This is a genomic window from Aurantiacibacter arachoides, assembly GCF_009827335.1.
In the GTDB taxonomy this organism is placed as follows: Bacteria; Pseudomonadota; Alphaproteobacteria; order Sphingomonadales; family Sphingomonadaceae; genus Alteraurantiacibacter; species Alteraurantiacibacter arachoides.
In genome coordinates, this window is the sequence record NZ_WTYH01000001.1 from 670426 (window position 1) to 696666 (window position 26241).

23 protein-coding genes and 1 pseudogene are annotated in these 26241 nt (G+C 63.1%); 13 read left to right on the forward strand and 11 right to left on the reverse strand.

Annotated elements, in window-relative coordinates; genetic code table 11:
- The first annotated feature begins 101 nt into the window (after nucleotides 1-101).
- Entirely contained in the window at nucleotides 102-1514 is a 1413-nt protein-coding gene (locus tag GRI62_RS03350) for a PAS domain-containing sensor histidine kinase (protein WP_234032782.1), read from the forward strand.
- Entirely contained in the window at nucleotides 1504-2127 is a 624-nt protein-coding gene (fixJ, locus tag GRI62_RS03355; RefSeq protein WP_131452006.1) for a response regulator FixJ, read from the forward strand. Before GRI62_RS03350 ends, fixJ begins: the two co-directional genes overlap by 11 nt.
- Before the next feature lie 39 nt (nucleotides 2128-2166).
- On the opposite strand, the gene GRI62_RS03360 is transcribed toward fixJ, so the two are convergent.
- On the reverse strand, nucleotides 2167-3630 hold the full coding sequence (locus tag GRI62_RS03360) for a helicase HerA domain-containing protein (protein WP_131453738.1): 1464 nt from the start codon (nucleotides 3628-3630) through the stop codon (nucleotides 2167-2169).
- Nucleotides 3631-3970: 340 nt separating this feature from the next.
- Here GRI62_RS03360 and xth point away from each other — a divergent pair, with 340 nt between their 5' ends.
- From xth to GRI62_RS03380, 4 genes are all read left to right on the forward strand, one after another.
- Nucleotides 3971-4753 carry an exodeoxyribonuclease III gene (gene xth, locus GRI62_RS03365; RefSeq protein WP_131453739.1) on the forward strand — a complete coding sequence of 261 codons (783 nt, stop codon included), beginning with the start codon at nucleotides 3971-3973 and terminating at the stop codon, nucleotides 4751-4753.
- Between the two features lie 293 nt (nucleotides 4754-5046).
- Nucleotides 5047-5763, forward strand: a complete 717-nt coding sequence (locus GRI62_RS03370) for an IS6 family transposase (RefSeq protein WP_131452007.1) — start codon at nucleotides 5047-5049, stop codon at nucleotides 5761-5763.
- Between the two features lie 167 nt (nucleotides 5764-5930).
- Entirely contained in the window at nucleotides 5931-6644 is a 714-nt protein-coding gene (locus tag GRI62_RS03375; protein WP_131452008.1) for an IS6 family transposase, read from the forward strand.
- A gap of 193 nt (nucleotides 6645-6837) precedes the next feature.
- Entirely contained in the window at nucleotides 6838-7101 is a 264-nt protein-coding gene (locus tag GRI62_RS03380; RefSeq protein WP_131452009.1) for a hypothetical protein, read from the forward strand.
- Between the two features lie 528 nt (nucleotides 7102-7629).
- Here GRI62_RS03380 and GRI62_RS03385 read toward each other — a convergent pair.
- The 8 genes from GRI62_RS03385 to GRI62_RS03420 form a co-directional block, all read right to left on the reverse strand.
- The gene (locus tag GRI62_RS03385; protein ID WP_234027352.1) at nucleotides 7630-8055 is read right to left on the reverse strand and encodes a hypothetical protein; all 426 of its coding nucleotides are present in this window, start codon (nucleotides 8053-8055) and stop codon (nucleotides 7630-7632) included.
- A 73-nt stretch (nucleotides 8056-8128) separates the two neighbouring features.
- Entirely contained in the window at nucleotides 8129-9079 is a 951-nt protein-coding gene (locus tag GRI62_RS14485) for a hypothetical protein (protein WP_234027353.1), read from the reverse strand.
- An 11-nt stretch (nucleotides 9080-9090) separates the two neighbouring features.
- Nucleotides 9091-11730, reverse strand: a complete 2640-nt coding sequence (locus tag GRI62_RS03395) for a fimbria/pilus outer membrane usher protein (RefSeq protein ID WP_234032780.1) — start codon at nucleotides 11728-11730, stop codon at nucleotides 9091-9093.
- The gene (locus GRI62_RS03400) at nucleotides 11727-12440 is read right to left on the reverse strand and encodes a fimbrial biogenesis chaperone (protein ID WP_234027354.1); all 714 of its coding nucleotides are present in this window, start codon (nucleotides 12438-12440) and stop codon (nucleotides 11727-11729) included. The genes GRI62_RS03395 and GRI62_RS03400 overlap by 4 nt, the downstream gene beginning before the upstream one ends.
- Before the next feature lie 183 nt (nucleotides 12441-12623).
- Nucleotides 12624-13400, reverse strand: a complete 777-nt coding sequence (locus tag GRI62_RS03405; RefSeq protein ID WP_131452011.1) for a hypothetical protein — start codon at nucleotides 13398-13400, stop codon at nucleotides 12624-12626.
- Nucleotides 13401-13491: 91 nt separating this feature from the next.
- Complete coding sequence (locus GRI62_RS03410; protein ID WP_131452012.1) at nucleotides 13492-14277, reverse strand: hypothetical protein; 786 nt, start codon at nucleotides 14275-14277, stop codon at nucleotides 13492-13494.
- Nucleotides 14278-14417: 140 nt separating this feature from the next.
- Entirely contained in the window at nucleotides 14418-15278 is an 861-nt protein-coding gene (locus GRI62_RS03415) for a hypothetical protein (RefSeq protein ID WP_131452013.1), read from the reverse strand.
- A 169-nt stretch (nucleotides 15279-15447) separates the two neighbouring features.
- A complete protein-coding gene (locus GRI62_RS03420; protein WP_234027355.1) occupies nucleotides 15448-15972 on the reverse strand; it encodes a hypothetical protein in 525 nt (174 codons plus the stop codon).
- Nucleotides 15973-16635: 663 nt separating this feature from the next.
- Between GRI62_RS03420 and GRI62_RS03425 the strand changes: the two genes are divergently transcribed.
- Together GRI62_RS03425 and GRI62_RS03430 are read left to right on the forward strand one after the other, a co-directional pair.
- Nucleotides 16636-16842, forward strand: coding sequence for a hypothetical protein (locus GRI62_RS03425; protein ID WP_131452015.1), 207 nt, complete (start codon nucleotides 16636-16638; stop codon nucleotides 16840-16842).
- A 32-nt stretch (nucleotides 16843-16874) separates the two neighbouring features.
- Nucleotides 16875-18176: an Hsp70 family protein gene (locus GRI62_RS03430; RefSeq protein ID WP_131453743.1), complete on the forward strand. Its 1302-nt coding sequence runs from the start codon at nucleotides 16875-16877 to the stop codon at nucleotides 18174-18176.
- A gap of 24 nt (nucleotides 18177-18200) precedes the next feature.
- Here the strand turns inward: GRI62_RS03430 and GRI62_RS03435 are convergent, their stop codons facing one another.
- Nucleotides 18201-20039, reverse strand: coding sequence for a DUF885 domain-containing protein (locus tag GRI62_RS03435; protein WP_131452016.1), 1839 nt, complete (start codon nucleotides 20037-20039; stop codon nucleotides 18201-18203).
- A gap of 200 nt (nucleotides 20040-20239) precedes the next feature.
- On the opposite strand from GRI62_RS03435, the gene GRI62_RS03440 reads away from it, so the two are divergent.
- Nucleotides 20240-20989: a cytochrome c oxidase assembly protein gene (locus GRI62_RS03440; RefSeq protein ID WP_131452017.1), complete on the forward strand. Its 750-nt coding sequence runs from the start codon at nucleotides 20240-20242 to the stop codon at nucleotides 20987-20989.
- Nucleotides 20986-21654, forward strand: a complete 669-nt coding sequence (locus GRI62_RS03445) for a cytochrome b (protein WP_131452018.1) — start codon at nucleotides 20986-20988, stop codon at nucleotides 21652-21654. Before GRI62_RS03440 ends, GRI62_RS03445 begins: the two co-directional genes overlap by 4 nt.
- Before the next feature lie 13 nt (nucleotides 21655-21667).
- Here the strand turns inward: GRI62_RS03445 and GRI62_RS14490 are convergent.
- A pseudogene (locus GRI62_RS14490) lies at nucleotides 21668-22255 on the reverse strand (c-type cytochrome); the annotation flags it as partial.
- Between the two features lie 51 nt (nucleotides 22256-22306).
- Here GRI62_RS14490 and GRI62_RS03455 point away from each other — a divergent pair.
- Genes GRI62_RS03455 through GRI62_RS03465 form a run of 3 tightly spaced genes read left to right on the forward strand, consistent with a single transcriptional unit; the run spans nucleotide 22307 to nucleotide 26239 of the window.
- Entirely contained in the window at nucleotides 22307-22669 is a 363-nt protein-coding gene (locus GRI62_RS03455; RefSeq protein WP_160731805.1) for a c-type cytochrome, read from the forward strand.
- The gene (locus tag GRI62_RS03460; protein WP_199799899.1) at nucleotides 22662-23702 is read left to right on the forward strand and encodes a cytochrome c oxidase subunit II; all 1041 of its coding nucleotides are present in this window, start codon (nucleotides 22662-22664) and stop codon (nucleotides 23700-23702) included. The genes GRI62_RS03455 and GRI62_RS03460 overlap by 8 nt, the downstream gene beginning before the upstream one ends.
- Nucleotides 23699-26239: a cbb3-type cytochrome c oxidase subunit I gene (locus GRI62_RS03465; RefSeq protein ID WP_131452020.1), complete on the forward strand. Its 2541-nt coding sequence runs from the start codon at nucleotides 23699-23701 to the stop codon at nucleotides 26237-26239. The genes GRI62_RS03460 and GRI62_RS03465 overlap by 4 nt, the downstream gene beginning before the upstream one ends.
- Nucleotides 26240-26241: the final 2 nt, after the last annotated feature.

Genomic DNA, 26241 nt, shown 5'->3' on the forward strand with positions numbered 1-26241 from the left:
CTTTACCGGAGGTGGAGCGCACGAGCTTGGTCAGCCGGTTGCAACCGAGGCTGTCCTTTGTGGCTGCGTCGACGCTAGCCCTGCTTGCAATTGCATTGGCAGTGGCAGTCCGGCTGCTGTTCGCGGACGCACTGGGTCAGCGCGCAACATTCATTTTTTTCGTGCCGGCCATCGTGGTGGCGAGCGCGTTTTCCGGGTTTCGGGCGGGCGGCCTCGCGGCTGGGATGGGCGCTGCTGCCGGTCTTTGGTGCGACAGTCTGAGCGGACCTGTTGAAAGCGGGAGCCTGATCGCGGCGACGGGATTTGTGCTCATTGGCATTGCAGTGGCTATCGGCGGAGAATGGTTTCAGCGCGCCCGCGTCGAAACGGAAGCGGCGGCGGCCGCGCTCGCGGGTCGCGAAGCCCATTTGCGATCAATCCTCGAAACCGTGCCGGATGCTATGGTTGTGATCGACGAGGCCGGCCTAATCCACGATTTCAGTCTCGCCGCCGAACGTATGTTCGGATGGCAGGCGGACGAGGTTGCCGGACGCAACGTCAGCGTCTTGATGCCCGATCCCTATCGCAGCGCACACGATGATTATCTTCAGCGCTACTACCAAACGGGCGAGCGACGCATCATCGGCAAAGGACGCGTTGTCGTCGGCGAGCGAAAGGACGGCTCAACGTTCCCACTCGAATTGGCGGTGGGCGAGATGCAAGCCGAGGGGCACCGCTATTTCACTGGCTTTATCCGGGATCTGACCGACCGGCAGGAGACAGAGGCCAGGCTGCAGGAACTCCAGAGCGAACTGGTGCACGTTTCGCGGCTGACGGCACTCGGCGAGATGGCTTCTGCTCTCGCCCACGAAATCAATCAGCCGCTCTCAGCGATTGCCAACTACCTTAAGGGAAGCCGGATGCTTCTCGAACGCGACGAGGTTCCGCATGAGCGGGTGGCAGAGGCTGTCAGTCGTGCGGCGACCGAGGCGCTGAGGGCCGGCGACATCATCCGCCGGTTGCGCGATTTCGTGGCCCGCGGCGAAACCGAACGAACCATCGAGAGTCTGCCGAAGCTTGTCGAGGAGGCGAGCGCGCTGGCACTGGTTGGTGCCAAGCAGCACGGCATTCGCGTCCGGTACGCGTTCAGCCCCGAAATTGATCTGATCTTGGCCGACAAGGTGCAAATTCAGCAGGTCGTGCTAAACCTGGTGCGGAACGCCGTCGACGCCATGGTGGACTGCACTTCTCAGCAGCGTCATCTGACAATATCAATCGGACCGGCCGAAGATGACATGGCTGCGATTGTTGTGGCCGATACCGGACCAGGCATCGATCCCGATGTGGCCGACAAGTTGTTCCAGCCCTTCATCACTACCAAGCGGGAAGGGCTAGGGGTGGGCCTATCAATTTCGCGGACGATCGTGGAGGCAAATGGGGGGCGGATCTGGGCGCAGCAAGCAGAGGGGGGCGGCGCGGAATTCGGCTTCACGCTTCAACGTGTTGCAAATGAGGAATTGTACGATGGCGAGTAGCGGTGCAGCCGATCAGATTGTCTATGTAATCGATGATGATGAGAGCGCCCGTCATTCGCTTGAATTTCTGCTCGATGTCACAGGAATCCGGGTGCGCTCCTTCGCGTCGGCAGATGCATTTCTGAAAGCCTCCCCGGCGCTGGCGGGTGCGTGTGTCGTCACCGATGTGCGCATGCCTGGCACCAGCGGCGTCGAGCTGACGGAAAGACTGAAGCAACGCGATGTTCCGGTGCCGGTCATTGTCATCACCGGGCATGCTGACGTTCCCTTGGCGATCCAGGCGATGAAAGCAGGCGCGTCGGACTTCATCGAGAAGCCGTTCGACGACGTGACGATACTCTCGTCTATCCGTAAAGTGCTGGCGGAAAAGGCCGGAGATGAACAGCTTCATTCTGAACGAAACGAGGTGGTCCACCGTATCGGCCTGCTATCGGCCAGGGAGCACGAAGTGGTCGATGGCCTGGTGGCCGGTAAGGCCAACAAGGTGATTGCCTTCGATCTCGACATCAGCCCGCGCACCGTGGAAGTCTATCGTGCCAACGCGATGATGAAAATGCAGGCGAAGACACTGTCTGACCTCGTGCGGATGATGACGATAGCACGCATTTGTTAGCTAAGTCAGCTTTGCCCATCACGATGCTACCGGGCCAGTTCAAGCCACCGTAGTTGCGAGGCTGAGCTGCGGTATCGCGACTGAGCGCCGCCCAGAGAAATCGGTACGGACTACTACTACGTTGCAACGTTCTAGGTAATCGAGCATCCTTCGAGCACGCCCTACCGATCGTGTGCCGTAGAGAATGGCGAGCACCTCGTCATCCGGACATGCCTCGCCCGCGATGGCGGCTTTGCCGATCGCCAGAAAAGGTGTGAGGAGTTCCTCGGGAACCGTGTCGGCCAGTTCAAGAAGGCGCTCCACCTGGCCGTCATCCGCGTCCAAATCCAATCCGGCAACAGCGATGGCAAATTCCTTGCGGAACTCCGCCGCATCTAGGCCGTGCGTCTTTACTCCCTGCATGCGGCAACGGACGGAGAAATCCTGGAACAGCGCCGCCGACTGATGGAAGGTACATCCCTCCTCTTGCGACATCTCATGCAGGACCGTGCGCACAACCTGGCTGACGTCTTCACGCGACATCGAGGACCCGCAGTCTTCTTTGGAAGGTTGTGACTGGGCTGCGATATGCTCCTGAAGCTTGCTCTCGGTCGCTCGGGGGGGGGGCTCCGCGGCGGCGCTCCACAGATCGGGCTGTATCGGTGGGCTCTGTGGTTCAGCGTGCAAAAGGGCAGCCATCTCTTCCCCGGTCGAGAGCGGCAGGGGAGTTAGGCCGGCTACCGCGGACTTGGCACGCGTCTCCACACTACCGATCCTGACTGCCACGGGACGCCGGCTGATAGCAGGCCCAAGCCCGAGAAATTCGCCACGCTCAAGATCGCGTATCTGCTCTGCCTGGCGGCGCTCCATGCCCAGCAGGTCTGCCGCCCGGACCATATCGATATCGAGAAAAGTCCGGCCCATCAGAAAGTTCGATGCCTCGGCCGCCACATTCTTGGCCAGCTTCGCCAGCCGCTGTGTCGCGATCACGCCTGCAAGACCGCGCTTGCGACCACGGCACATCAAGTTGGTCATTGCAGCGAGCGATCCGCGCCGCGCTTCGTCGCTCACCTCTCCTGCTGCTGCGGGTGCGAATAACTGTGCCTCGTCGACGATGACGAGGGCGGGATACCATTGATTAGCGGGAGCTTCGAAGAGGCTAGCCAGGAAAAGCGCAGCGCAGCGCATCTGATTTTCGATCTCAAGTTCGTCGAGTGCCAGGACCACCGAAGCCCGGTGCTCACGGATGCGTGCCGCCAGCCTGGTAATTTCCGCGTCGGAATAAGCGGCGCCGTCGATCACGACATGGCCGAACGCTTCGGCAAGGCTCACAAAATCGCCTTCTGGATCGATCACGATCTGCTGCACGACGCCTGCGCTCTTTTCGAGCACTCGGCGGAGCAAATGCGATTTGCCCGAGCCGCTGTTTCCCTGCACCAGCAGCCTCGTCGCGAGAAGCTCCTCAACGTCGAGATTGACAGGACCTCCGGTGTTATCGGAGCCGAGTTCGATGCTGGTACCCATCATGGCCGTTTAGCAGGATAGGTGCGGGGCCGAAGGCAGCGGACGCTGTTTTCCAGAGGTTTGCCCTCGCCCTTAGCGCAAGACACGATAACGGCTCACCTGCGTTACGAGGTAGTATGTCTGATCGCGCTAACGGCCTCTTCCAGTACCCCCTGCTCAAGCAGCGTTTGACCACTTTCGTCAGCCGTGCCGCAGGTCCACTTCCTGCTGGGCGCGATGATTGTCATGCTATTGGGGCAAGGCACTATCGTCCTCAACGAGGGCTATGTTCCTTAATCGTTGGGACGGCTCGGCAAAGCTGTGGGCATTCGACCGGCCGCCAGAGTTCGGTGACCGAACATTGAAGATCGCGACCTACAATTTGAACGGCATTAACGGTCGGCTGCCTGTGCTCCTGCGCTGGCTCGAACTCGCAGAACCCGAGATCGTCTGCCTTCAGGAGCTCAAAGCACCGCAGGAGCGTTTTCCAGAAACGGCCATCCGAGATGCCGGCTACGAAGCTATTTGGCACGGTCAGAGTCGCTGGAACGGCGTGGCGATCCTGAGCCGGATTGGTGAGATACACGAGACGCGGCGCGGGCTGCCAGGCGATCCGGACGATTTGCAAAGTCGCTATATCGAGGCTGCCATTAATGGCGTGCTTATTGCCGGGCTCTATCTACCCAACGGCAATCCTCGGCCCGGTACCAAGTTCGATTACAAACTGCGCTGGTTCGATCGCCTGGAGAAGCATCTCAGTACACTGTTCACTCTCGATGCGCCGGTTGTCATAGCTGGCGACTACAATGTCATGCCGACTGATCGCGATGTCTACGCGCCAGATCGCTGGCGCGAGGATGCGCTGTTCGCACCCGAAGTGCGAGCAGCTTATCAACGGCTTCTCGACCAAGGCTGGACCGATGCCGTCAGACATCTGCATCCTGACGAAACGATCTACACATTCTGGGAATATTGGCGCGGCGCATTTGACCGCAATGCGGGGCTCAGGATCGACCATTTTCTTCTGAATGGGCAAGGTACCAACCGTCTGATGAAGGCGGAAGTAGATACGGAGCCCCGCGGATGGGAGAAAACCAGCGATCATGCGCCCGTCTGGATCGAACTCGAAAACACGCCAGGCTGAAAACGTCGTGGCCAACCCATTGGTAGGTGCAGCCGAATTGCACTTTGGCTCAACTCGCGGCCAAGATGCGACCTGACTGCTTTGCGCCCAATCGGCGACATTCCGTGTTACCGCATCGGTGCCTGAAAGCAGACATCCCCAAGTGATTAATCTGATAGTGAATGGGGCATAATGCCTAGTTGTCGGCAACCGCCGAACTCATCAATTGAGCATAATTCCAGCAGCTGCCCAACTGGCTCTGTCAGAGCAAATGCACCACTAGCGTTTCGATTCGGCGAGGGTAGGGCGCTCCGATGCCCCGTCCTCGCAAACCAGCCAGCCCATTCCGTTATTTCAACTCGTCACCTGAGGTGATCCGCCTGGTTGTGATGATGTACGTCCGCTTCCCGCTGAGCTTGCGGAACGTGGAAGACCTGCTGTTCGAACGCGGGATCGACATCAGCCATGAAACGGTGCGCCATTGGTGGAACAGGTTCGGCCCCATGTTTGCCGCTGGCGTCCGACGGCAACGGATGAGCAGGATGAAAGGCTTCCGCCAATGGCATTGGCATCTCGACGAGGTGTACGTGAAGATCAACGGGGAGATGCACTACCTGTGGCGAGCGGTCGACCAGGAAGGCGAGGTGCTCGAGAGCTACGTCACGAAGACCAGAGACAAGAAGGCCGCGCTGCGGTTCATGAAGAAGGCGCTAAAACGTCACGGCTCGCCTGCCCACATCACCACCGATGGCCTGCGGTCCTACAAGGCGGCGATGACCGAGCTAGGCAACGCTGAAAAGCAGGAGGTGGGACGCTGGGCCAACAACAGGGTGGAGAACAGCCACCTTCCATTCCGGCGAAGGGAGCGGGCCATGCTCAGGTTCCGACAAATGAAATCGTTACAGAAGTTCGCCTCGGTGCATGCCAACGTCCACAATCACTTCAACCTTGAACGCCACCTAATCGACAGACAGACTTACAAGACCCGCCGCTCGGCCGCCTTGGCCGAGTGGCAGAACCTCATGGCCTAAGTTGACCGCTGGGAGGGGGAGAGCTCTGCCAATCGGAGACGAGTTGCGGTTAGACTGACAGCACCAGGACGAGGCTTATGTCCGCAATCGGGTCGTTAGCTGAAGGTTGGCATTGTCAGAGCAAATGCACCGCTAGCGTTTTAAGGCGGTGAGGGTAGGGCGCTCCGATGCCTCGACCCCGAAAAACCAGCCCCTTCCGCTATTTCAACTCGTCGCCCGAGGTGATCCGCCTGGTTGTGATGATGTACGTGCGGTTTCCGCTGAGCCTGCGGAACGTCGAAGACCTGCTGTTCGAACGCGGCATCGACATCAGCCATGAGACCGTACGCCACTGGTGGAACAGGTTCGGCCCAATGTTCGCGGCTGACGTTCGTCGCCAGCGGGTCAGCCGGATGAAAGGCTTCAGGCAATGGAAGTGGCATCTCGATGAGGTCTACGTGAAGATCAACGGCGAGATGCATTACCTGTGGCGAGCGGTCGACCAGGAGGGCGAGGTGCTGGAAAGCTACGTCACGAAGACCAGAGACAAGAAGGCAGCCCTGCGGTTCATTAAAAAGGCGCTGCGACGCCACGGCTCGCCGGCCGAGATCACGACTGATGGTCTGCGCTCGTACAGGGCGGCGATGACCGAACTGGGCAACGCCGAGAAGCAGGAGGTGGGACGTTGGGCCAATAACCGGGTCGAGAACAGCCACCTGCCATTTCGACGACGAGAACGGGCGATGCTCAGGTTCCGACAGATGAAGTCGCTACAGAAGTTCGCCTCGGTGCACGCCAACGTCCACAACCACTTCAACCTCGAACGACACCTGATCGACAGACAGACCTACAAGACCCGCCGATCGGCCGCCTTGGCCGAGTGGCAGAACCTCGTGGCCTGAACTGACTGAGGGGAGGGGGAAGCCTCGCCATCGGAGACGAGTTGCGGTTAGACTGACAGCACCACAGCACCCGGCCACTTGACCTTACGAGGTGTTTGGGTGTCGCCCAGACTACCCCCAACTACCCTTCCGTGAGCCTTTTCGAACCAATCCGCCCGGGTGCCAGTTCAACGGCCCAAGGGCGAATCTCGCAGTGAACCCGCCTTTCATCTTCAGGATATTTTACCCTCGCAAGGTCGAGCGTATCGAGGATCGCGTCGGCTCCGTTCTGTATCGGCTTGAGGATGATGACCTTGATTGGATCTACCTAGACCTCGCGACTGGCTCCCACCGCTTCAATCACCTCCACGCCAACGTCCACAACCACTACAACCTCAGCCGACACATGATCAACAGACAGGCCTACAAGGCCCGCCGCTCGGCCGCACTCGCCGAGTGGCAGAACCTCATGGTCTGAATCGAAAACGCAGAAGGAGAGGCCTAGCCAATCGGAGACGAGTTGCAGTTAGACTGACAGCACCGCCACTAACCCTTGGCAATGGCCTCTGTTTCCATGCCGCCCTGTAACTCCCGTATCTCGGGCATTTCATCGGGGTCTTGCGTGCCGGTGGGCGGCGTTCCCACTTCCGGGCCGTATCATAGCACTCTTGCAGGCCGTGTCTGTGACGAGATGAGCACCGGTGCAGCGGATCGGTCACTCCGGTCCGGGCCCAAGACCCCTGCGGATCGGCTGCTCGCCCATTCATCTTCGTCACGAGAAACATGCCTAATCTGATCCTGCGGGATGGACCTGTCGGAGCCAATTCTCCCGCTATCACAACGCACGTGCGCAGCTAGATAGCCATGCCTTGGCCCCCGCTAAAGCGGCTGCCCATTCTGCTGTTTCAACCCAAGCCACGAAATAAACGTGAAGTTCAGAGACGTGTTATCTGCGGCCAGCGGTGGACCAGACAAGCCAGGCGCTCGAACGCTGCATACCGAGCCGTCATCCAGCAGGGTTTGCCGGTAATAGATCGAAGCCGATGCGGTCGGTGTCGAAACCGCGCTCGCCCGGTGTAGCGATGACCGTACGGTGCCGGAACCGCGGGCGGATTTCCCTGCTCAGTACGGCTTCGCCCGAACCATCAAGAACGACTTGATCGAATCCTGCAGAAAGTACGGTTCCTTGAAGTGTTCCCGGCGCGTAGCGAACCACCAGGGAATAGCCGCCCGGCGAATTGCAGTATTCGCGGAAGTTGCCAAGCGATATTGACTGGCCCTGGAGCGCAACACTGCCGGCCCCCCGGTGCTGTACCTCGCAATAAACCGGCACTACGGCGCGAACCGTAAAACTTGCATCCGTGCCCGCTGCGGGAACGGACGCGAGCACCATAGCCATGGCGCAAATCGCTTTTGCTGCCTGCATTGCCATCACCCCACCTTGTTGAAAACGGCTTCAAGGGGAGTGTCTAACAGCGAATGTTTTGCGTTTGGTTAAGCCTGCCCTAGCGCGCCGTCACTGTTATCGAGATCAAATCCGAGTACGTACCTGCACGTTTGCGCGATACATCGCCGATGTAGAACTGGATCGGCAGCGCGGTACGATTCATCCCGGTCTCGGCGGGCCCGGAGACCCGATCCGTTGCAGAGAGATTGACGCGATTTCCACCGATCGTGAGCGAATAGGGCACGGTCCATTCGGTGCCAGACAAACGCAGGTTTCCGGCATTGAGCGAGGTTACGTCGAGTTCGTAACGGCCGGTGCTAGATACACGCAGTTGCAGGGGAACGGGTGCCGGACCTTCGCGAAGTTCGCCAAGACTTACCACGGCCTGCCCGTCCGAAACGCGATAGGCTCCAGCCAGGCCGATCCGCGCGGACGGCAAAACCTCGAGCCCCAGCACGACCCGCGTTCCGCCCATCGTGCGCAGGGCGTGGTCCTGTGCGGTCAGGACAACGTCCTGGGTAAACGTGCCCGCACCGCTGACATCGTCGGGTGATGCGACGAGCCGGTAGGTGATCGTGCGCTGTTCGTTCGACGCCAGTACCATCGCGCGCTGCTCGGAAGAGTTGCGCACCGATCTGCCCGTTCGCGGCGTTACGTCCTGCGAATCGGACAGGTTGATCAGGGCATAGCCAATCGGTCTGCCCCTGCCCGACGAAAGGCCGAATGGTGGCTGATCCAGTTCGAATGTCGGTGTGAACCGGCATTCGGCCGCCCCGTCGTTCACGAACGTGGCACTGAACACCGCTTCGGGAGGGGTGGGCTCGTATGGATCATAGCCGCGGATGATCCACGCCGTTGGGGTTGCATTGATCCTCAGTCTGCAGTCAGCAAGGGGCGAGTTTCCTTGACCCCCGCCGGGGACGGCGCCGGGAGGTCCCGCTTGCGCGGCCGCCGGATTTGCCGCCGCACCTAGGCTAAAGGCAAGGGCGAGCAGGGCAAAACGCACCATCAAGTGTCCTTTCATCTGACCGTGCCTGGAGCTACGGCGCCAAGATCGACGAGGCCGTCACTGTTGGCAGGAACCGTAAATTCAAAACTGCGAGCGGTTGTCCCGTTCGGACCGTAGGTTTCCACCAGGTAACGCCGACCTGGCAACAGCGACGAGATCGCGAAGCGCCCGACGGTGTTGGTGAAGAAAGGCATCGGCTGCGGGTTCTCGCCATCGCGCAAATCGAGAAGCGTGACGCGGCCACCGGCAAGCGAAACGGCCTCGCCAGCCCTCGTCAGCGTTCCTGTCGCGCTGACAAAGGCATCGGTACCAACCCGCACGGCATAGCCACTGCGATAAGGCGGCCTGACCCGAACCACGCCTGGCCCGATGTCGTAGCCTGTGGGCGGATTTTCCACGTCGTACTGTACCGATTGCGTCACGTAGGAGGCGAGGAAATTGTTTACCGCGGCACCCAGCGCTCCGCTTTTGCCGATGTAGTTGTTCTGCGCCAGCGAGGCGCCGGCAACGACGGTTCGATCATCAAGTGTCTCGTGCGGATAGACGAGCGCGAAACTGTCGTTGATGCGGCGCCCCATGCCGAACACGCCATCGGCAAAGGCGATGGTCGTACCCACCCGCACCGAAGTCGCCTGCAACTGATCGATCGAGGAGAGCGATGGGCCAAAGGCCGCATGGCTGACCGACGCATCGAAACGATTGCCCGAATAACTGGCAAAGCCCTGCGCCTGGACCGCATCGTCCCGATGGGTGAGGACGCCGCCGAACCCGACGCTGTTGAGTTCGTTGAGACCGCTTTGGACGTACGACAGTTCAGCGAGATTATCGCGCGATTCATATCGCGCCTCCGCCCGGCGGCGGTAGTCCGGTTGAAAGACGAGTCCGATATTGGCGCTGAAGCCACTGCCGATGGCAAAGGTACGCGGGAAGCCAGCGTAATCAACCCCGGCACGCACCGTCCAGCGTTCGTTGATGCGATAGAAGGCAGTCGCGCCGACACGGTAGGTGTCGCCCGTTGTCTCGCGGCCCTTGAGATAGGAACCGCTGATCGTGGCGAGGATGTCCTGGCTGAATTGCCTGGTGTACTGCGCAGACATCGAAACCGCGGTAAGATTGAAACCTTCCGGGTTAGAAAGACTGGCGAAATCGGGAGAAACGTAGTCGACTCGCAGTGAAAGGTTGTCAGCCAAACCCCCGCGATCGAAGAACTGGTCGTAGGCGACGCCCGCGCCGTACCCGGTGCCGGCCCGTTCCGACAGGCTGACGCCCCCGTCGAACAACAGCCGGCCGCCATTGGGCAAAACGAACTGGGTCTGCCCGGTCAGGCTCTGCACCTGTTCGCTCGCCTGCACGCCGACACCGATGGCGGGGCGGCCGAAAAAGGCCTTGCGGAAAAATCCCGTGAAAGCCAACGGACCGCGGTAATCCGGCGCCCGGCCGAGTTCCCGGCTGGTGGCACCAAGGTAGGCGCCGTATTCGTAATCGCCTGGGTCCAGGTCGATCGGATCGAGGTACTGCGAATACGACAGGTCCTGCACTGCTCCGGTGATGTCCTGCACCTGCACCCGCACATCATTGCTGCCCGCCAGAAGCGGCAACGAGCTGAAATCGTAGCGACCCGGCTGCAACCGCAGTTCGCGATACAGACTGCCATTGCGAAAGAACCTGACCGTCGCCTCTCGCTGCAGGATGAGCTGGCGGTTTCCTTGCAAGACCGCCGACCGAAACGTGTTGAACCGGCGCTGCTGCCGGGCAACGCCGACGCCGCCCATCTGGACGAACGACTGTTGGCCGCGCACCTCCGGGTCCAGATCGCCCAGATACCAGCGACGGTAGCTTTCGGGTTGGTCATAAACGAAACGGGCATAGTTGCGGGCGAACCGGTAGCTCGTCTCGGTCAAGCCGAATTCCTCGCCGAGCGAGGCATCCCCTTCGAACACGATCCGCCCGAAACGCAGGGCCCCGTCAAGGTTGATTGTGGGCCGCTGCTGATCTGCCGCAGTCCACAGGTAGGTCTGCGAGGCATTGAGGTTGAGGTAGGCGGAAAAGGCCGCCGGCGCGAGGCTGACATCGTTCAGATCGTCGCGCGGCGGGGCGAAGATATCCTCCACCGCCCGCTGATCCGCCCTGACCTGAACAACCACGACCGCGAGCGATGCAGGATCGTAAGTCAGGGCGACGCCTGTCGAGACGAGATCCTCGGGTCCGAACACCGTTAGAGGAGAGAGCGTCGCCGAAAGCTCCGCGTGCGCCTCGTCATTCAGGACGGTGCGCATCAATCGCAGGAAGGTGGGGGAATCGAGCAGGAAGCGATCGTCTGCGGTCAGCCGCATGGGGATGTCCCCGAGGGACCGGGTAAGAAACGTGAGCGGCACCGTCATGTCGATGTCGCGATCGTAGGGGTTGATGTCCGGGCGGCCGTGAGGACCGATCGGTACGGCCGGTTCCAGCAGTTGATCCGGCGTCTGCGGGCCGGGCAGCGGCACAACTATGCCGTCCTGAGCGCGCGGCGGTTGCTCCTGTTGCGGGACGGCGTTCTCCTGCGGAGCGGGCGCAGGAGTTGATCGCGGCAACGGCACGACGACCTGCGCACCTGCACCGCTTGCAAGTATCAGGGGCAGTGCTGCCGACGAAAGCAGCAAACGCTTCACTGAAAGAACGTCAGGCGGATTGGCTGATCGGAAAAGCCAAGGACCGGCAGACGAAAGGTCCGTTCGCCCAAAGCGGGGACATAGCCGGTTCCGACTGCGCGATTAAGCTCTTCGGTCGTCACGTCGACGCGTATGGGCTGCCCCTCGGTGTCAGTGCCTTCGAACCGCCAGTTGTAACCCGACATCATGGCATGGCGCCGGCCGGTGTTGGCGAGCGTGACCTCAAGACCACGCACGCTTTGCGCAACTTCGGTCGAACCGGGAGGGCTTTCGGGCGTGTAGGTAACGGGGCCAACCGACATGGCGCTGACGTTGGGCGTCGCGCCAGGCGGGGCGACGACGACGAGCGCGCGCATGTTGTAGACGACCTGCACCTGCGCCGCGACGTTATCAGCGTCGGCCGGCGCAAAGGCGATCGGCAGTTGATTGACGGAGACGTAGTATGCCTGGGAAGCGGCAATATCAGGCGCACCCGCCCATTGAAGCCGTACAACCTGCCTTGCACCGGGGGAAAGGACGCCCTGCGGCGGGAAGACAAGGAAATCCTCGTCAGCCGGTTCCTCGACGATGTTTCCATCATCATCCAGCGTCATGCGATAGATACGTGTTTCGAACGCCAGGCTGCCTTGGTTGATGTTCTGAACCTCGATCCGCGCCACTGCGGCGCCGGCCTGCGATTCCATTTCAACGACCATCGGGGACACGCGCATGGCAGAAGCGGGCGTCAGACCCACAACAAGAGCCAAGGCCCCCAGCGTCGCAATGCCGCGGCGCCAAAGTGTGACCAGCATCATCATTCCCCGTCCGTTCGTTATGATCTTAAAATTGCCACCCAGACGTGAAGAAAGGGGAAAGATCCCGCTCTCCCCTTTCTCCAGTCTGTCGTGTGTCGCTTAAAGAGCGCGCAGCGTCACCGTGGTGGTGCCGCTGTAGGTACCGGCCACCAGGCCGCGATCGGTGATGGCAGGTGCGTTGAAGGCGATCTCCATGGCCGAACGCCAGGCACCCTGCTGCAGCGAACCGGCATTACCGGTCGTGGGCACGGTGAAGCCCTGCTGCGTGCCGGTGGTCACGGCGTTGAGGCCCACACCGGTCCAGCTCGCGGTGACCGCGTAGGGGATGTTGGCCTGGAACTCGTCCGTGTCATAACCACCCGGATTGGCGTTCACCATGCCGCGGATGTCGTTCTTGCTGACTTCTACGGAGTTGTTGGTGTTGCAGCCAGCGGTCAGGGTCTGGACGGTGGCAGTCGCCGGGCCGGCCATCTCGAACGCGGCATTCACGTTCTCGTTGTTGCCGGTGCGAACGCCGATGGTGCCGAAGTCGATCGTGCGCGCAGCGTTGGTGTTGCCGGCATAGAACGAGCAGTCGCGGCTGACGGTGCCGGTCAGGGTGAAGGTGTTCGCCACGGTGGGCGTAGCCGCTTCCGTGTTGTTGGCAGCGGTCGAGGTCGCCAAATAGCGCGTTCCGATATCAAGCGCGAGAAGGCCCTCGTTGATCGCAACCGTGATGGCTTCGCCGAAGTTAAGCGGCGTGTCGACGTTACCCGTCGGCCCGACAACCGGGTTGGCATACTGAATGCGGGTCGAGGTATGGGTCTGTGCCTGAGCGCTGCCGGCAAAGGCAACAAGAGCAGTAGTGGCCAGAGCAGCCTTGAAAACGATTTTCATGATATTCCCCCTCTGATCGGACAGCGACCGCTGTCCCGTCTGGTTATTGAATGGGCGGTGCACATCGGCACCGCCCATCCGCGTTAGGTGATTACAGCGCGCGCAGCGTGACCGTGGTGGTGCCGGTGTAGGTACCAGCGACCAGGCCGCGATCGCTGATGGCGGGCGCGTTGAAATCGATGCGCATGGCCGAACGCCAGGCACCCTGCTGCAGCGTCGAGGCATTCGCCTGCGGCGCAACGTAGACGGCCTGCTGCGTGCCGGTGGTCACCGCGTTGAGGCCAACGCCGGTCCAGGTGGCATAGACCGCATAGGGGATGTTCGCCTGGAACTCGTCGGTGTCGTAACCGCCCGGGTTGGCATTGACCATGCCGCGGATATCGTCCTTGCTCAGCTCGACCGAGTTGTTGGTGTTGCAACCGGCGGTCAGGGTCTGAACGGTGGCAGTGGCAGCGCCGGCCATCTCGAACGCGGCATTCACGTTCTCGTTGTTGCCGGTGCGAACGCCGATGGTGCCGAAATCGATCGTGCGCGCAGCAGCGGTGTTGCCGGCGTAGAACGAGCAGTCGCGGTTGACGACGCCGGTCAGGGTGAAGGTGTTCGACACGGTCGGCGAGGCGGCTTCGGTGTCATCGGCGGCGGTCGAGAGCAGCGTGATGCGGGTGCCGAGAGCGACGGTGGGATTGTTGCCCTGGGCCAGAACGGCATCGGCCTGCTGACGCTCGAGCGGGGTGGTCGCGTTGTAGGTGGTCGGCGAACCGTTGATCGGCGCGACGCTGGCGTATTCGGCAACGTTCGTCGTCTGGTGCGTCTGGGCCTGGGCGCCGGTGGCGATAAGCGCGGCCGAAGCGGCAGCGAGATAAAGTGCAGTCTTCATAAAAGTATTCCTCATTTGATCGGCCCGAAAAGGCCAGGAGTGTGCACCGAACATTGCAACCCCGGATGCGACGGTGCCCGCATCCTTATTCTATGCGATTGCCCCCAGGGGTGAGCGCCGCCCGCCCCTACCGGGCAAGCTTAGAGAGCGCGCAGCGTTACGGTGGTGGTGCCGCTGTAGGTACCGGCAACCAGGCCGCGATCGGTGATGGCAGGCGCGTTGAAAGCGATCTCCATGGCCGAACGCCAGGCACCCTGCTGCAGCGAACCGGCATTACCGGTCGTGGGCACGGTGAAGCCCTGCTGCGTGCCGGTGGTCACGGCGTTGAGGCCCACACCGGTCCAGCTCGCGGTGACCGCGTAGGGGATGTTGGCCTGGAACTCGTCCGTGTCATAACCACCCGGATTGGCGTTCACCATGCCGCGGATGTCGTTCTTGCTGACTTCTACGGAGTTGTTGGTGTTGCAGCCAGCGGTCAGGGTCTGGACGGTGGCAGTCGCCGGGCCGGCCATCTCGAACGCGGCATTCACGTTCTCGTTGTTGCCGGTGCGAACGCCAATGGTGCCGAAGTCGATCGTGCGTGCGGCGTTAGTGTTGCCGGCATAGAACGAGCAGTCGCGGCTGACGGTGCCGGTCAAAGTGAAGGTGTTCGCCACGGTCGGCGTAGCCGCTTCGGTGTCGTTGGCAGCCGAGCCCGAGATAGTGAACGAGGTCTGGACCTCATTGGTCGTGGTGCTCGTTGTCGTCGTCACCGGGGTGCTGACGCAGGCCGGATTGTTCGGGCAACCGTTGGTGATGAACGGCGATTGATTGTTGTTGCCCTGACCGAACGAAGGGTTCGGACGCTGCGACACGATCGTGGTCGTCGTGGTCTGAGTCGTCACCGGAATGGTGACGCTCTCGTTCACCGGATTGACGATACTATGAGTCTGGGCCTGGGCGACGCCGCCCATCGAGACGATTGCTGTGGTGGCCAAAGCGGCCCGCATGACGAACTTCATAACTTGATGTCCTTTACTGTCGATCGCACCCCCGTTGTGCTTCATCGACGGATTAATGATGCACCGCGTGAACATTTGCGCCTGACAACGGTGCGAGTCAGGCGGGCGGATTGGCGTCAGCGATGCGGCCATGCATCGGGGCTGCCAACGCCGAATATGAAGCGTCGACCTACATTGGCGACACCGTGATGGTGATCGTTTCAACGTAATTTCCGGCCAGCAACCCAGCCTCTCCGGTTGGGGCGGCGAGTTGAATGGAAAGCGTCATCCCGTCCGTCGCGATCCCACCGTTGCTGGAAAAGGACCCCCCACCACGCAGTTCGCGGCTGTCAAAAGTGCGCGTAAGCGTACGCACCGACGGGTGCCGGACCGGCATCGAAATTCCCAATGCGTAGGGTAGGGCGCCTGAGTAGGGCCCTTGGCCCGAAGGCATCGTCGTATGGCTAAGAGCGCCCCCGGAACCCGAGATGTTCATGGTGAAGGGTACGTTGCAGTCAAAAGCGACACGTGCGTTCGCGGATAGGCCACCCCGATTGAGATCGCCGAAATCCATGTTGGGAATGCTGCCCATTGCGCAGCGCTGGCTGATCGTCCCGTCCACAGCGATCTGCACCGTGCGCGTATCAACGATTTCGTCAGCTAGGGCGGGGGATGCGTAGCACGCAGCAAAGCACAGACCGATAATCAGTCGCATCATCCCCCCCCCAAAAAAAGTAGTCTAGTTTAACTTCTGATAATCGAAGCGATACGCGAATCGTTTGCGCCCTTCGATTTGGTTAACGCTTCACTAACCAAGACAAATCCACTTGTCGAGACGGGCGGCTACTCCGTTTCATTACGGTACGCTGTGCAGTCGGAAGGCCATTTGCCAAACCGACGCCCTAACTTGTTGTCGCAACTGGCCATTCGAGCGTCGACCGCCAGAATGATGGCTAAAGGCTTCTGTAGTTCTATCACCTTTTCGCCAGTAAATGGCCGTATCGTTTCCGTCCGTTGATTGATTGGCGGATCTTTTCGAAAGATTGTGGAACGACAGGTTTGACAAATAGAATGCGGCCATCCGCCGCCAATTAAATGAATTTTTCAACCGGCAGGGCCGATCTCTCGCAGGGACCGATGATCAATTTGTCCTCGAAGGCGATGGATAAGTTGGCCTCTTGGCCTCAGCGATTTCAGCTAATAAAAAGCAGGCCGCTGCGACAACAAGATCGCCGCACACTCCTCTATCCTGCTTTCTGCCTAATCCGGAAACCGCGCAGCAATCGGCTGGTTTGCCCATGATCACTTCCAAGCAGCCTGGCGATAGCCGCCTCGCCATTCTGGACAGCACCTGCACGGGCGGACTAACGGGCCGCGCATGAGCATCGTTGCGACAATCATGAACACCGCCACCGGGCGCCCGATCCAGACAATGGCCTTTGGCCGGATGCCGAAGCCCTGGGCCAGGTTCAACCTGGCAACCGGCGAACTGGTCACCGCCGAGCGGATCGATATCGGCAAGCCTGCGCCTGGCAAGTTCGTCGCCCCGATCGAGGTGTGGGTCACGCTGAAGTCGGAAGCGTAGCCCGCGTGCCAGTGGACGACCCCAAGCCTGCCATGCGTGCCGTCGGCATCGATTTCGGCACGACCAACTCGGTCATCGCGTCTGCCGATGGCGCCGGTGACACGGCGCTGGTCGATTTCGCCACGCCGCACGGTGCGTCCGAGGTCTTCCGCTCTGCGCTCTGTTTCTGGCAGGACGATGCGATACGCGGCGGTCTGGGGCACGAGGCGGGCCCATGGGCCATCGCCGAGTTCCTCGATTTTCCGCAAGGCAGCCGTTTCCTGCAATCGTTCAAGTCGCTGGCTGCCAACCCCCTGTTCGAAACCGCCAACCTGTTCGACAAGCGGCTGCGGTTCGAAGAGCTGGGGCAAATATTCCTGGCGCACCTGGTGGCCCATGCGGGCGGGCCGCTGTCCGACCTGCCGGACAGGATCGTGGTGGGCCGTCCGGTGCGCTACGCCGGCGCCCGGCCCGATCCGGCGCTGGCGCGCGCGCGGTACAATGCGATGTTCGCTGCCCTCGGGCGCGAAATCCACTATGTCTACGAACCGATGGGCGCAGCATACGGCTTTGCTTCGCAGCTCGATGAGCCCGCGACCTTGCTGGTGGCCGATTTCGGCGGCGGGACCACCGATTTCTCGGTTGTCCGCGCAGCCGAGCCCGGCGCGGCGCGGCGGTGCATACCCTTGGGGTCTGCCGGCATCGGCATCGCTGGGGACACGTTCGATTACCGGATCATGGACAACATCGTGCTGCCCTTGCTGGGCAAGGGCGGGACCTATCGCTCCTTCGACAAGGCGCTGGAGATTCCGGCCGGCCATTTTGCCGATTTTGGCGACTGGTCGCGCCTTGCCCTGATGCGCAACCGGCGCACGCTTGCCGAATTGTCGCGATTGCAGCGCAGCGCAACCGATCCCGCAGCGATCGCGCGCATGGTCGCAGTGATCGAGGGCGAGCTGGGCTACGCGCTTTACGAGGCGATCGGGCTGGTAAAACGCACGCTTTCAAGCGAGACCCAGGCCGAGTTCGTCTTTGAAGCACCGGGCCTCGCCATCGAGGCGAGGGTCGAGCGCCAGCATTTCGAAAGGTGGATCGCCGCGGATCTCCAGCGCATCGACAAGACAGTCGACCTTGCGCTGGAGCAGGCCGGCCTTGCCCCAGACGACATCGACCATGTGTTCCTGACCGGCGGGTCCTCGCAGATACCGGCAGTGCGCCGGCTGTTCGCGCAGCGTTTCGGTGAAGGCCGGCTGGTGATGGGCAATGAACTAACCTCGATTGCCCACGGACTGGGATTGATGGCTGCCGGCGCCGACCTTGCCGACTGGATTATCGAGGACGAGCAGCAGAGCTAGGCGTCGCGCAGGGCGACACCGCCTTCACGACTGTTGTTTGATGCGCGCGATGTAGGCATCCACCTGCGTCTCGAGCGTATCGAGCGGCAATGCGCCCTGACCCAGCACCGCCTCGTGAAAAGCGCGAATATCGAAGCGGGGGCCCAGCTCGGTCTCCGCACGGTCGCGCAATTCCGCGATCCTCAGCTGGCCGATCATGTAGCTGGTCGCCTGGCCGGGATTGTTGATGTAGCGATCGACTTCCTTGGCCATGTCGCGTTCGGAATTGGGAGAATTGGCGCGGAAATAGGCGATTGCCTCCTCCCGCGACCAGCGCTTGGCATGGATGCCGGTATCGAGCACCAGCCGGATTGCGCGCCACATCTGCAGCGACAGCATTCCGAAGCGCTGTTCAGGCGTGGTGTAGACGCCCATCTCGTCCGCCAGCCGCTCCGAATACAGCCCCCAGCCTTCGGTGTAGGCGCTGTATCCGCCGAAGCGCCGGAACTTGGGTATACCCTGCAGCTCCTGCGCGCGGGCGATCTGGAAGTGGTGGCCGGGCGCACCCTCGTGCGCGGCAATGGCATCGGTCTGGATGCGGTTGACCTGGTTCATGTCCGCCAGATTGACGTAGAAGATGCCGGGCCGCGTGCCATCGGGCGCGGGGCGATTGTAAAAGGCGACGGCGGCGGTGTCCTGGCGGAATGGTTCCACCGCGCGCACTTCCAGCGCGGCCTCGGGAAGACGCTCGAAATATTGCGGGGCCAGGGCCATGACACTCGCGATCAGCGCACGGGCTTCCTCCAGATAGCGCTCCCGCCCTTCGGCGGTGTTGGGGTATTTGTAGGCCGGATCGCTTCGCAGCGCGGCGAAGAATTCCTCCAGCGTGCCGGTGAAGCCGATCTCCCGCCTGACCTCTTCCATCTCGGCCCGAATGGCGGCCACCTGCTCAAGCCCGATCGTGTGGATCTGGTCGGCGGAAAGATCGGTGGTGGTGTAGGCTGCCAGGCGATTGGCGTAATAGGCGTCGCCGTCCGGCAGGCTCCATGCGCCGTTGTTGCCATCGGCACGCGGTTCGAGCGCCTGGATCCCGGCAATCAGCGTTTCGACCCCGTTGCGGAACGGGCCGGTCAGCGCTGCGCGTGCGTCCCCCAGCAGTTCGGTCTTCTCACCATCGGGGATATCCAGCGCGTTCACCTTTGCCTGGAAATCGGCCCAGATCGGGTTGTCCGGGCCGGAGGCGAACGGCGCCCCCGTCAGGATGCTGCGGGCGTCGGCGGTCGCCGGTGCGAACACCATGGCGGGCGGCACGATGCCGAGCGCTGCCTGCTGCTCCATTACCGCTACGGTCTCACGCATCACGCGCTCACTGTCGCGCAGCCGGGCGATATAGGCGCGTGCGTCGGCGACGGTTTCCACCCTGTGCTGGTTGATGAGGAAGACCGGGATGCTGCCGGCCGGCGTGCCGTTGGTCGAAACCGGGAAGCCATAGGCGCGGAACCGATCGTCTTCGCGGCGACGCTCCACCTCGCGTTCGAACAGGATGTAGCTGAGCCGGGCCGAGGCACCCAATCGCGCGGGATCGAATTGCGCGCGCATCTGCGCCAGCTGGCGCTCTGCGAGCTGCATTTCCGCGTCGCCGGATTCGAGCGTGTAGTCGCCGAGCCTGTCGTAATCCTGCCGCGATCCCAGGCTCGTCAGCTGTTCCGGACTGAGGGCGCTCTGGGCATCGAACGCGGCGTCGAGAAAGGCGAGCAGACGCGCGTCTTCCTGAGCATACGTTTGGTCTGCCGGGCGGGCGTCAACCGGCCCGGCGATCAAGACCGGCTCTGCATGTGTGGCGCAGCCGGCGAGAAGAACGAAGGGTAGCAGGCGATGGATCATGGTTGCGCGTCCTCGGGGGGCAAAGGCAGGTTTGCGGCATCGCTAACGGCCTGCGAGCCGCTTCTCAATGCCTTTGGCAAAAGTCGGCGAGGGGAGTTCTGCCCGCGCATGGCGATGATCAGCCGCGAAAGAGATTGAAAGCAGGCGATCGTCGCGATTGCATGACATGCGACTTTCGATAGGGTCGCCCGATGACTCCCATGACGACGACCCATGCGCAACGCTGGCATCCCTACTGCGGTGAAGCGCCGGGACCGGCACACTGGCTGGCGCACTGGAACTGGGATTGGGTCCTGCTCGGTTCGCTCGCCGTGCTGCTGCTGTTCGGTTTCAAGGCGTCGCGGGCAACGATGCGCAGCCAATTGGCGGCGACCGCCTGCATGGTGATCCTGTTCGTCACGCCCTTGTGCGCGCTGGGCTCTGCCCTGTTCCTTGCCCGTTCGATCCACCACCTGGCGCTCGCGCTGGTGCTCGCGCCGTTGCTGGTCGGGGCGGTCGGGGCAAGGGCCTTTCCGAACGTTTCGCTGGGGCTTGCCACGGTGGTGCAGACCGCAATCTTGTGGGCCTGGCACGTGCCGGCCTCTTACGCGCAGGCCATGTCGAACGACCTGGTGTTCTGGGCAATGCAGGTATCGATCACTCTCAGTGCTGCCGCCTGGTGGGTTTCCGTGCGCCGCGCAACGGCGCTGGGCGCGGCGGCGGGCCTGCTGGCGCAGATGGTGCAGATGGGCGTGCTGGGCGCTCTGCTCGTCTTCGCCGGCCGGGCGCTCTACGCGCCGCACTGGCTGACAACGACGCTCTGGGGCCTCACCGCGCTGGAGGATCAGCAGGTCGCCGGCCTGGTCATGTGGGTCGGCGGGGGCGGGGCCTACCTGCTGCTGGCAATGGCCATGCTCTGGCGCGCGCTGGGGGCCGACGCCCGGCCATTGCCCGCCTCTCGCCCTGCATGAACAGGCTGGGGCAATGGGCCAAGGGCTACCGGGACCGGGGCCGGTACACGCCGGTGGGCGTAGCCTTCCACTGGATCATGGCGGCCGTCGTCATTTTCCAGCTGGGCACCGGCTGGTGGATCCAGCGCTATCTTGTCGGGGGCGAGAAGCTGGATGCCTATGCCCTGCATTCGCAGATAGGGCTAAGCCTGCTGGCACTGGGCCTGCTGCGGCTGCTGTGGCGCCTGATCGTGCCGGGACCCATCAACGATGCCGACGAACCGGGTGTCGCATCGACGATCGCCCACATCACGCACGCGATATTCTATGCGCTGTTCACCATCCTGCCACTGTCGGGCTGGGCGATGTGGTCGGCGATCCAGCCGGCGCGGCCGCTGTTTCTTGCAGGGATCATCCCGGTCCCGCCCATGCCGTTCTACGACCTGTCGCGCGCCTGGCAGTTCCGCGTGCTGGACTGGGCGATGGACGTGCACGTGGCGGCGGTCATCGTTCTGGCGCTGCTGGTCCCCGCCCATGCGCTGGCGGCGATCAAACACCATTTCATCGACGGGGACGACGTTCTGGAAGGCATGTTTCCGGAAGTGCAGGATCGCCGCCAGCATCCGCAAGGCGCGCGGCATACGCCGCCACCGCTTGCCGATCGGTCGGATGCAGAGCGCGGCTGATGGCAGTCATCGCGGCCCTCGCATCGCCGTATCGCTCGCCGCTGGCCCAGGCGTCCAGCTGGTGGGCGAGATATGGCGCGCTCTGCCCGGCAAGCGGCGGGTTGCCTGCATTGCCGAGCCCGTCCGCGCCGTGGCAACTTGCGCACGAAGCGACGCCCTGCGAGGGCACCCCATCGTGATAGATCGTCGCACCTGCACACTGGTCTGGCGCAGCGCCGGGCGCCGCCCCGTTCGGGGCCGGATCGTATGGCATCGCGGCGTAGTAGGCGGTGACCTTTTCGCGCGCCGCGCCGTCCAGCGTCGTGGCGATCCGGTACATCTGCGGATGCTTGCGCGCGCCGGAGGCAAAATGTTCGAGCTGGCGCAGGGCGTATCCCTGGTCCAGCCCGGCGATGCGCGGGGCGAGGTTGCCATCGCCTTCTCCCTGCACGCCGTGGCAGGTGGAGCAGGCGGCGAGCGCGCCGGCCTCTCCGCCGCTGAAGGCGATAAGTTCGCCGGTTTGATCGAACGGGTCCTCGACGATTGCGGGATCAGTGCAACCGGCGGCGCCGCACACGGCAAGACCGCCCAGCAGGCGGAAAATGGCAGGAAACCCGGTCATCGCTCGTCCTTCCAACCCGAATGCCGCCGCGCCGGTTCCTTGGCGCCCCGCGTGATCGCCGCGCTTGTGCTGGCAGCGACGGCCGCAGCTTGCAAGCCGCCGGTCGAGGCGCGTCACGAATTTGCCCCCGAGGTGGTGGAGCGCGGCCGTGCCGTGGCCACCGCCGCAGGCTGCGCCGCGTGTCACGCCCTTCCCGGCGTCGACTGGCCGCGCGGCGATGCCGGGCCGGACCTGACCGCTTTCGACGGGCGCGGCCCGATCGCCGGTGCCTTGCCCAACACGCCCGCCAACCTGGCCGCCTTCGTGCGCAATGCCCCGCTTGCCAAGCCCGGCAGCACGATGCCGCCCATGCCGATCACGCAATCAGAGGCGCGCGCCGTTGCCGCCTATCTCTATGGTAGTGCCGATGACTGACACCCGGACCGTATTCGATGCCTGGTGGGGCTGGCCGCCGCCCGTGCTCGACCCCGCAGGGCCTTATGCCGAAAGCGTGACCGTGCTCGCCTGGGCGCTGTTCGCCATGGGCGGCGTGGTGACCGCTATCGTCGCCGCGGCGCTGTACGTCGCGCTGTTCGGCCCGGCGAAATGGAAGGCGCGGATCGGCGGTGAGAAGACAGTCTGGATCATGGGTGTCGCCTTTCCCGGCGTGGTGCTGGCGGGCCTGCTGGTCTGGGGGCTGACGCTCACCGCCTCGCTGACCGATCCCATTCGCGGCGACGAGCAGCGCATTCGGGTGACGGGGCACATGTGGTGGTGGGATGTCGAATATCTTGACGCGGCGGGCCGGGTGATCCTGCGCGATGCCAACGAAGTCCACCTGCCGGTCGGGCGCCCGGTGGTGCTCGAACTGCGCAGCGCCGACGTGATCCACAGTTTCTGGGTGCCCAATCTTTCGGGCAAGGAGGACATGATCCCCGGCCGCACCAACACGCTGAAGGTGCAGGCCGACCGGGCCGGCCACTACGGCGGGGTCTGCGCCGAATACTGCGGCGGGCCGCACGCGCTGATGGGCTTCGTCGCCGTCGCGCACGAGGAGGCTGACTATCGCCGCTTCCTCGCCGGAGAGCGGCTGGGGCCGTCGGGTCTTGCCGAACAACAGGACGTGCCCGGCGCGCTGCCGGACATGGCACGGCGCACGGCGGCCATCGCCCGCGGCCCGGCTGCGGGCGGCGCTCCGGATGGCGAGGCGCTGTTCATGGCCAGCGGCTGCGCTGCCTGCCACCGCGTGGAGGGCACGCAGGCGAACGGGCTGTCCGGACCAGACCTGACGCATCTCGCCCGCCGTCAAACGCTGGGTGCGGGCGTGTTGCCCAACAATCGCGGCACGCTGCAGGGGTGGATCACCGACAGCCAGGCGATCAAGCCTGGCAACCGGATGCCGAGCTATGATCTGCTGTCCGCGCAGGAAATCGCAGCCATCGCGGCCTGGCTGGACACCCCGCGATGAGCGAGACGGGGTTCGACCACGCCCTCTACGATCGCTTTCCCACGGCCGGCCCCCGGCCCGAGGGCGAGCTGGAGGAGTTGAAGCGCGTCTGGGGCGCGCCGAAGGGCTGGGGTTACCTGACCGCGGTCAACAACAACTACATCGGCATCTACTACGTCGGCACCGCCTTTCTGTTCTTCCTGCTGGCAGGGATCCTCTCGCTGGGGATGCGGGTGCAGCTGGCCGCGCCGTTGCAGGAGTTCCTGCCGGTCGACACCTACAACCAGTTCTTCACCATGCACGGCACGGTGATGATGTTCCTGTTCGCCGTGCCCATGGTGGAGGCGATCGGCGTGCTGCTGCTGCCGCAGATGCTGGCCGCGCGCGACCTGCCGTTCCCGCGCCTTTCCGCCTACGCCTTCTGGGCCTATTTCGTGGGCGGCTTGCTGTTCTTCTGCTCGCTGTTCGTGGGCCTCGCACCCGACGGCGGCTGGTTCATGTACCCGCCGCTGACCTCCATCGCCTACAGTCCCGGCATCAACACCGACTTCTGGCTGCTGGGCATCGGCTTCATCGAGATTTCCGCCATCGCCGGCGCGATCGAGATCATCGTGGGCGTGCTGCGCACCCGCGCGCCGGGCATGACGCTGAGCCGGATGCCGGTGTTCGCCTGGGCCATGCTGGTCTTCGCGGTGATGATCGTGGTCGCCTTTCCCAGCGTGATCCTGGGCACCCTGCTGCTGGAGCTGGAGCGCGCCTTCAACTGGCCGTTCTTCGATCCCACCCGCGGCGGCGATCCGCTGCTGTGGCAGCACCTGTTCTGGTTCTTCGGTCACCCGGAAGTCTACATCATCTTCCTGCCCGCCGCCGGCCTGATGAGCATGATGGTCGCCACCATCGCCCGCACCGAACTGGTCGGCTACCGGCTAAACGTGCTGGCGATCATCGCCACCGGTTTCATCAGCTTCGGCGTCTGGGCGCACCATATGTTCGCCACCGGCATGCCGCGCGTCTCCACCGGCTATTTCAGCGCGGCGAGCATGGCGGTCAGCCTTCCCGCCGGGATCCAGGTGTTCTGCTGGATCGCCACATTGGCGAGCGGAAAGATCCGCTGGTCGGTGCCTGCGCTGTTCGTGGTCGGCGGGCTGCTGATCTTCGTGATGGGCGGATTGACGGGCGTGATGGTCGGCATGGTGCCGTTCGACTGGCAGGCGCACGACACCTATTTCATCGTCGCCCACCTGCACTACGTGCTGATCGGCGGGATGGTGCTGCCGATGTTCGGCGCGTTCTATTACTGGTTCGGCATGACCAGCAAGCGCGCGCTGAGCGAACGGCTGGGCCGCTGGGTGTTCTGGCTGATGTTTGCCGGCATCCACATCACCTTCCTGCCGATGCACCTGACCGGGCTGATGGGGATGCCGCGCCGGGTCTACACCTATCTGCCGGGTCGGGGCCTCGACCTGCTGAACCTCGTTTCCAGCGTGGGCGCCTTCGTGATCGCGGCGGGCGTGCTGCTGTTCATCGTCGACCTGTTCCGCAAGTTCCGCTTCTCGGCAGAGGACGAGGCGGGCAACGTCTATGGCGGGGGCACGCTGGAATGGCTGCCGACCGGGCTCTATTCGACGCGCTCCATCCCGCTGGTCAAGAGCCGCGAGCCATTGTGGGACGATCCCGACCTTGGCCGCCGGGTGGAGGAGGGACGCTACTTCCTCCCCGGCAGCGCAACGGGCCTGCGGGAAACGCTGATTACCAGCCCGATCAATGCCGAGCCGCAGTACCTGCAGATCATGCCCGGCCCCTCGCCCTGGCCACTGGCGGCGGCGGTGGGCACGGCGCTGCATTTCCTGTCCCTGACGGTCCAAGCCTACGCCTTCTCGCTGGTCGCCGGCGTGGTCGCCATTGCCTGCGTGCTGCGCTGGCTGTGGGAGACCGATCGCCCGCTCAAACACACCGAGGCGGACGTGGGCGCAGGTATCGTGCTGCCGGTCGCCATCACGGGGCCTTCCAGCCACGGCTGGTGGGCGCTCAACACGCTGATGGTAGTTATGGGCATGATCGCCTTCATGGCGGTGTTCGCCTACCTTTACCTTTACGGCATCCACCCCGAGGTCTGGATCGCCGCCCCGCCGCTGTGGCAGAGCGGGATCGTCGCCGGCCTTGCCGCCATCGCCTTTATATTCGCCCGGGCATCGCGCGCGGTGCTGGCCCGGTCGGAGAAGGGCGTGTTTCCGGGGCAAGGTCCGTGGCTGCTGGCGGCGCTAGCCAGCGGGGCGCTGGTGGCGGGGAGCTGGTTCGATTGGACCGGCTGGCACGAGGCGGGGCTGCTGCCGCAGGCCAGCGGACAGGGTGCCACCGTGTTTGCGCTGGTCGCCTTCCAGGCCGTATGCGCGGCCATCGCCGTCATCATGGCGCTCTATCTCGGCTACCGCAGCGGGCGCGGGCTGCTGACCGGGCCAGCGAACGTCACGCTCGACACCGTGACCCGCTTCATCGGCTACGTGGCGGTGCAGGGCCTGCTGACCGCCGCGGTCGTGCGGCTGTTTCCGGGGGGCTGAGA